Origin of the sequence: Microcoleus sp. B3-A4, assembly GCF_036705385.1 — a bacterium.
Classification (GTDB): Bacteria; Cyanobacteriota; Cyanobacteriia; order Cyanobacteriales; family Microcoleaceae; genus Microcoleus.
This window is the reverse complement of the sequence record NZ_JAUBUI010000009.1, coordinates 116053-122052: the sequence shown is the minus strand read 5'-3', so window position 1 is coordinate 122052 and position 6000 is coordinate 116053. Positions and strand designations below refer to the sequence as shown.

Genomic DNA, 6000 nt, shown 5'->3' with positions numbered 1-6000 from the left:
TCTTGCACTTTACTCTCGATCGCGCGCTCGAATAACCCAGGCTACGTCAAGCGCTATCGCTTATTCAGCAAGCCCTAAATAAAGTCCTGAATCATACAGACTATTCAGGACTACCTTTTAATCAGGCTTACAAGCTTTTTTAGTAAATTTGTACGGGGGAATTCCTGTTTAATGCTGTAATGGAATTACAAATTAGTAATTATAGGAACTCTCTACTTTGTGGTAGCAATCCCTAACTTAGCTCCCTTAATTCGGCGTAATCGATCCATGACTTCCACCACATTTCCGTGATTGACGCTTTTATCGGCATTCAGCACAATTAAGGCGCTCGGATTTGAACCCATCACTTGTCGCACCGTACTCTCAATCTGGTCTAAGTTGACTGACTTTCTATCAACCATGAATTTTCCCTGAGCATCAAGCGTGACGGTAATTTTAGCAGGCGAGTCCTGAACTTGAGAGGTTGATGCTTTCGGTAAATTTACGGGTAGACCCTCGGATTTGGATAAAGACAAAGAGGAAACAATGAAAAACGTCAATATGGCGAAGGTTACATCAATCAGTGGCACGATGTTGATCTGGGGAATACTATCAGGTTCATCGGGTAGGCGCATAGTTAGATTCTCTTGGTAGTTTTTCGTAGTAGTGACGGTACAATAGCTCTAGCTGGCCTCCGGCTTCCTGCATAAAAGCTATCTGCTGTAAGTAAAACCCACGAAACATATTGGCAAATACGAGCGTAAAGATTGCCACCACTAACCCCATTGCCGTAGAAACGAGGGCTTCGCTAATCCCCCCGGTAACGCCCGCGGCATTGGTGCCTGCAGCATCTCCGATTTTGAGGGAGTCAAAGGTGGTAATTAAGCCCAAAACAGTTCCGAGCAACCCAAATAACGGGGAGAGGGTGATAATGGTATCAAATATTGTATTGAATCGCTTCAAAACGGGGATTTCTGCCTGAGCTGCACTCTCTAAGACCAAACGAAATTCTTCGATGTTGGGCGAGTCTAATTCTAATGCTTCCAAAAAAATTCTGGCTAAGGGCAAATCAGCGTTTACTTGTAACTTTTTGATTGCGGAATCGGGGTTTTGACTGTAAAGTTTTAGCACTTCCCGGACGACCCGCCGCTGTCGCCGATTCACTTTAAACCAAAAGACAAGACGCTCTATAATCAGTGCGACTGCTGCGATTGACGAGGCAAGCAGCGGCCAAGAAACAATGCCCCCAGCGCGAAAAATGTAAATTAAATTATCCATTAGTTTGTATTCTCGTTAGCTGTGTTGAGTGATCGCAAGCTGCCTAATGGTGGTGCAATTAGCCCGATCGAAGGCTGGTACAGTTTTTGCGTCAAGTCGGCACAAGTGATTCAGGCTGCGAATTGTTTCACTCAAGCGCGATCGCGATCGCGCAAACGCATTACCTGTAGTGACTATGTTCGTCTTTACCCAAAATGCTTCTACTTTGATCTCGACCGATTTTTCTCCCACTGCTTGCTTGCTAAAGATTTACGTTAGGACTTGACAATAATCTTCAATAATTTAAAAGATTCTCAACTAGGTTTCCACAAAATCTATAGTTTGTCAAGCCATCATCCACCCTTAGTTATAACAATAAACTATTAAATAGTTGTAGACAGATTAAATTCACTTATTATTTATAATCTATCAAAAGCTTGAGAATGTGGAAAGTTTTTGGAAGATTGCGGGGTAGAGTATTGCAGTTAAGGCATTTTGGAACCTTGCCCTGCCCGAATCAGAAAATTGACAGCACCCACGAGAGCGACGTAGGCGCACCCAAAGGAAATGCTGATTGGTAGCGTCTACTCGCTATATCAAAATAAAATAATGAAAATTAATTGCAAGAGTCTTGAACAGGGTGACAGTCTTCTTATAGGATGGGTAGGTTCATCATTGATAGCAAGCTCAACCGACACTTGGTAGCTTGTTTCGGGTTATGTGGGGGAGCCAGCGAGGACGTTGCCAACCCATCCATCAAGGAGATTGATAAGGCATGAGTTTTTCAAATATTTCGGCGACGCAAAGAGAACAACAAGAAGAAGCTCTCAAAAAAGTTCTGGTGCTCAGTCTGTTAGGCTCAGCCTTCCTGCACGGTGTCGCGCTGCCGTTGAGCCTCAACTTGGTCAAACCTGCTGAATTTGCAGAGGAACCCATTGAAGTTGTTATGCTTGATGAGCCTAAAGTAGAGGAAACCGAGCCAGAGCCGACTATTCCAGAAAAGGCATCTCCCCCGCCTGAAACTTTCAAACCAGAACCTCCACCAGAGCCAACTCCCGCAGAGGAGCCACCGGTAGCGGCAACGCCCCCGCCGATTCCAGAGGAGTCACCCGTAGCGGCAACGCCCCCGCCGATTCCAGAGGAGCCACCGGTAGCGGTAACGCCACCGCCGATTCCAGAGGAGCCACCGGTAGCGGTAACGCCACCGCCGATTCCAGAAGAGCCACCAGTAGCTGCAACGCCCCCGCCGATTCCCAAGGAGCCACCGGTAGCGGTAACGCCACCACCAGAGATTAAGAAAGAGTTGCCCTTAACGGAAACTCCGCCACCAACTCCTCGGGAGCCTTCCCCCCCACCTCAACAGGATTTCAATCCCCCAGAAACTCCTAAAACCCCGATCGCCCAGGAACCGGAAACCCCTTCGCCCGATCCTCCAAAAAGCGAACCACCCGTTACCGCCTCCCGCCCCAAGGGTGCTGCGAGTCTCCCAGACTTTACAAAAGATGCTGGAAATCCCAACTCCTCCGACAGCCCAGAAAAAAATAACCCGCTCTCCTCATCTGCTTCGGCGGGTAGCGGGGAACCTTCCTCAGAGCCATTAAATCCTTCTTCCGGGCCCCTACAGCGATCGCCCGGGGCCGGCTCGCCAGTCACAGCTACTAGGCCAGGAGGCGGAGGCAATTCTGGAAATGCGATCGGAGGTTTAGGAAACCTTGCCTCTGGTGGCCCCGGAGGCGGAAGCCCTGGAGGTGGAAGCCCTGGAGGAAGTGGGTCGAACTCACCATCTGGCGCCAGCGAAAATGGCGACCTACCTTCCTCAGAGCCATTTGGGGATGGTTCGGGGCGATTGGGAAGATCGACGACGGCTGGCTTACCGGGCTCTGGAGGCGGAGGCCCTGGAGGCGGAGGCTCTGGAAGCGGAGGCTCTGGAAGCGGAGGCTCTGGAAGCGGAGGCCCTGGAGGCGGAGGTTCTGGAGGCGGAGGTCGTGGAGGCGGAGGCTCTGGAAGCGGTTCGGGGTCAGGGCAAAAACCGACAAATCCAGGAAGAGGGGGGAGTCCTTCGCGCGCTCCCGGCACGCCTGGAGGCACTTGCATTAGTGGCTGCGGTAAACCTAACTATCCGAGCGCAGCCAGAGAAGAAGGGCGCCAAGGCCAAGTGGAACTCATTTGTGACATTGACCCCAACGGTAAGACAGTCAACATCAAGATCTTGACTCCTAGCAAATACAACGACTTGAATCGCGCAGCGATGAAAACAGTAGAAGAAAGGAAATATGCCCCATCAGAGAGTGGCATTCAAGGAGAAAGAATAACCATTACCTTCCTGCTCACTGACTAGGGATTTTTTTGAGACTCTAGCAATTTCGCTGGAAATTCTATAGCACCGTCCAAGGAATAGTAAAAGGAATAGCAAAGTTAAAAGTTGAATTTTTTGTGAATTATGAATTTGGGAATGTCGTCAGCAATATTAAGTAAACTTCAGCGAGTTGGACTCGCTCTATTACTTGGTTCCAACTTGGGAATTGCTTTGTTGTTTGCCAACTCTCACAGCGCAATGGCAGGAGTAATTACTTTACCCGATGGCGGACGTTGCGAGGGAGAATTGAGTGAGGGAAAACTCAGCGGCCCGGGCAGTTGTCAATATGCCAGCGGCGATCGCTACGAAGGCCAATTTCTCAACGGCAAACCTCACGGTCAAGGAATTTATACCTTTAAAGAAGAAGGTCGATACCAAGGAGAATTTGCCGATGGTGAATTCAACGGTCAAGGTGTCCGCGAATTTCCTAACGGCAACCGCTATGAAGGCTCTTTTACCAATGGTTCTCCCAGCGGTCGCGGGGCTTTTACGTTCAGTAACGGCACTCGTTGCGAAGGAGATATTAAAGAAGGAAAAGTTAACGGCAAAGGCGTCTGTCAATATGCTAATAAGAACCGCTACGAAGGAGAGTTGCTGAATAACGTGCCTCACGGGCAGGGAATTTATACCTTTGCTGAAGGAGGTCGTTATGAGGGGCAATTTAGTGAAGGGCAATTTCAGGGTGCCTCCTCTGGTAGCCCTGGAGGAAGTGCATCGAACTCATCACCCGGTGGAGGTGGAAATGGCGGCGGGGGTTCGTCAGAGCCATTTGGCAGCGGTTCGGGGCCGGTACCAAAACCGACAAATCCAGCAAGAGAGGGGAGTCCTTCGCGCCCTCCCGGCCCGCCTCCCGCCACTTGCATTAGCTGCGGTGGAGCTGAAGATCCCAGCTCCGCCAGCAGACTACCGCAGGAAGCCACAGTGGAAGTCATGTTTGACGTTGACCCCAACGGTAAGCCATTCAACATCAAGATCGTGACTCCGAGCCAGCACGAAGACTTCAATCGCGCAGCTATTAAAGCAGTAGAAAAATTGAAACTTGCCTCATCAGAAAATGGCATTCAAGGAGAAAGAGCATCCATTACCTTCCGGCTCGATGACTAGGGATTTTTTTTAAACTCTAGCAATTTGGCTGGGAATTCTATAGCACCGTCCAATGAATAGCAACGTTAAAATTTGAATTTTTTGTGAATTATGAATTTGGGAATGTCGTCAGCAATATTAAGTAAACTTCAGCGAGTTGGACTCGCTCTATTACTTGGTTCCAACTTGGGAATGGCTGTGTTGTTTGCCAACCCTGACAGCGCAATGGCAGGAGTAATTACTTTACCCGATGGCGGACGTTGCGAGGGAGAATTGAGTGAGGGAAAACTCAGCGGCCCGGGCAATTGTCAATATGCCAACGGCGATCGCTACGAAGGCCAATTTCTCAACGGCAAACCTCACGGTAAAGGCATCTATACCTTTAAAGAAGAAGGTCGATACCAAGGAGAATTTGCCGATGGTGAATTCAACGGTCAAGGTGTCCGCGAATTTCCTAACGGCAACCGCTATGAAGGTACTTTTAAAGACGGTGAGTTCGATGGTACAGGCACTTTTACCTCAACTAACGGCATTCGTTACGAAGGCTCTTTTACCAATAGTTCTCCCAGCGGTCGAGGGGCTTTTACATTCAGTAATGGCACTCGTTGCGAAGGAGATATTAAAGAAGGAAAAGTTAACGGCAAAGGCGTCTGTCAATATGCTAATAAGAACCGCTACGAAGGAGAGTTGCTGAATAACGTGCCTCACGGGCAGGGAATTTATACTTTTGCTGAAGGAGGCCGTTATGAGGGGCCATTTAGTGAAGGGCAGTTTCACGGTAAAGGGGTTCGCGAATATCCGAACGGCAACCGCTATGAAGGAGAGTTTGTGAAGGGCAACATTCAAGGTCAGGGGTTGTTTACTTTTAAAGAAGGGGGACGTTATCAAGGGCCGTTTGACAATGGAGAATTTAGTGGTGAAGGTGTCCGTGAGTTCGCCAATGGAGATAGCTATAAAGGCACTTTTGTCAAGGGTAAGATGAGCGGGAAAGGAGCTTACGTTTTTAAGAATGGCGATCGCTGCGAAGGCGAATTTAGCGATGGTCAGTTCAATGGCAAAGGTACCTGCATTTACGCCAATGGCGATCGCTATCAAGGTGAATTCCTCAAGGGACAAAAACACGGTCAAGGTTCGTACATCTATGCAGATGGAACGAAGGTAGAGGGAAATTGGCAACAGGGGCAGCTTCAAAAATAACCTTATAACCTATCTCTCCCTACTTGTTTCCTCCCCTCCTCACCAATGACATAATGTGCTTTACAGTCGGCACACCGGCGTTTGATAGCGCTTTTCAATTTGGTGAGGGTAGGGGAGGGCTTTTAATT

General features: G+C 48.8%; 7 protein-coding genes. 4 read left to right on the top strand and 3 right to left on the bottom strand.

The annotated features are described in order from the left end of the window. Positions 1-212: 212 nt before the first annotated feature. The 3 genes from QUB33_RS07160 to QUB33_RS07150 are packed head-to-tail and all read right to left on the bottom strand — an operon-like array spanning position 213 to position 1488. Positions 213-614, bottom strand: a complete 402-nt coding sequence (locus tag QUB33_RS07160; protein WP_333348948.1) for a biopolymer transporter ExbD — start codon at positions 612-614, stop codon at positions 213-215. Beyond that, positions 598-1257 carry a MotA/TolQ/ExbB proton channel family protein gene (locus QUB33_RS07155; protein ID WP_333348946.1) on the bottom strand — a complete coding sequence of 220 codons (660 nt, stop codon included), beginning with the start codon at positions 1255-1257 and terminating at the stop codon, positions 598-600. Before QUB33_RS07155 ends, QUB33_RS07160 begins: the two co-directional genes overlap by 17 nt. A gap of 15 nt (positions 1258-1272) precedes the next feature. Then, complete coding sequence (locus QUB33_RS07150; RefSeq protein WP_333348944.1) at positions 1273-1488, bottom strand: hypothetical protein; 216 nt, start codon at positions 1486-1488, stop codon at positions 1273-1275. A gap of 191 nt (positions 1489-1679) precedes the next feature. Between QUB33_RS07150 and QUB33_RS07145 the strand changes: the two genes are divergently transcribed. The 4 genes from QUB33_RS07145 to QUB33_RS07130 all read left to right on the top strand — a co-directional run bounded on the left by QUB33_RS07145 (position 1680) and on the right by QUB33_RS07130 (position 5872). Next, positions 1680-1817, top strand: coding sequence for a hypothetical protein (locus QUB33_RS07145; protein ID WP_333348942.1), 138 nt, complete (start codon positions 1680-1682; stop codon positions 1815-1817). Positions 1818-2011: 194 nt separating this feature from the next. Further along, positions 2012-3574, top strand: a complete 1563-nt coding sequence (locus QUB33_RS07140) for an energy transducer TonB (RefSeq protein WP_333348939.1) — start codon at positions 2012-2014, stop codon at positions 3572-3574. A gap of 102 nt (positions 3575-3676) precedes the next feature. Next, the gene (locus QUB33_RS07135; RefSeq protein ID WP_333348937.1) at positions 3677-4696 is read left to right on the top strand and encodes a TonB family protein; all 1020 of its coding nucleotides are present in this window, start codon (positions 3677-3679) and stop codon (positions 4694-4696) included. 90 nt (positions 4697-4786) lie between these two features. Continuing rightward, positions 4787-5872, top strand: a complete 1086-nt coding sequence (locus QUB33_RS07130; protein WP_333348935.1) for a hypothetical protein — start codon at positions 4787-4789, stop codon at positions 5870-5872. The last annotated feature ends 128 nt before the right edge of the window (positions 5873-6000 follow it).

Coding starts and splice junctions, on each gene's coding strand:
- QUB33_RS07140 (WP_333348939.1), top strand. CDS start 2,012: ATGAGTTTTTCAAATATTTCGGCGACGCAAAGAGAACAACAAGAAGAA.
- QUB33_RS07135 (WP_333348937.1), top strand. CDS start 3,677: ATGAATTTGGGAATGTCGTCAGCAATATTAAGTAAACTTCAGCGAGTT.
- QUB33_RS07155 (WP_333348946.1), bottom strand. CDS start 1,257: ATGGATAATTTAATTTACATTTTTCGCGCTGGGGGCATTGTTTCTTGG.
- QUB33_RS07160 (WP_333348948.1), bottom strand. CDS start 614: ATGCGCCTACCCGATGAACCTGATAGTATTCCCCAGATCAACATCGTG.
- QUB33_RS07130 (WP_333348935.1), top strand. CDS start 4,787: ATGAATTTGGGAATGTCGTCAGCAATATTAAGTAAACTTCAGCGAGTT.
- QUB33_RS07145 (WP_333348942.1), top strand. CDS start 1,680: ATGTGGAAAGTTTTTGGAAGATTGCGGGGTAGAGTATTGCAGTTAAGG.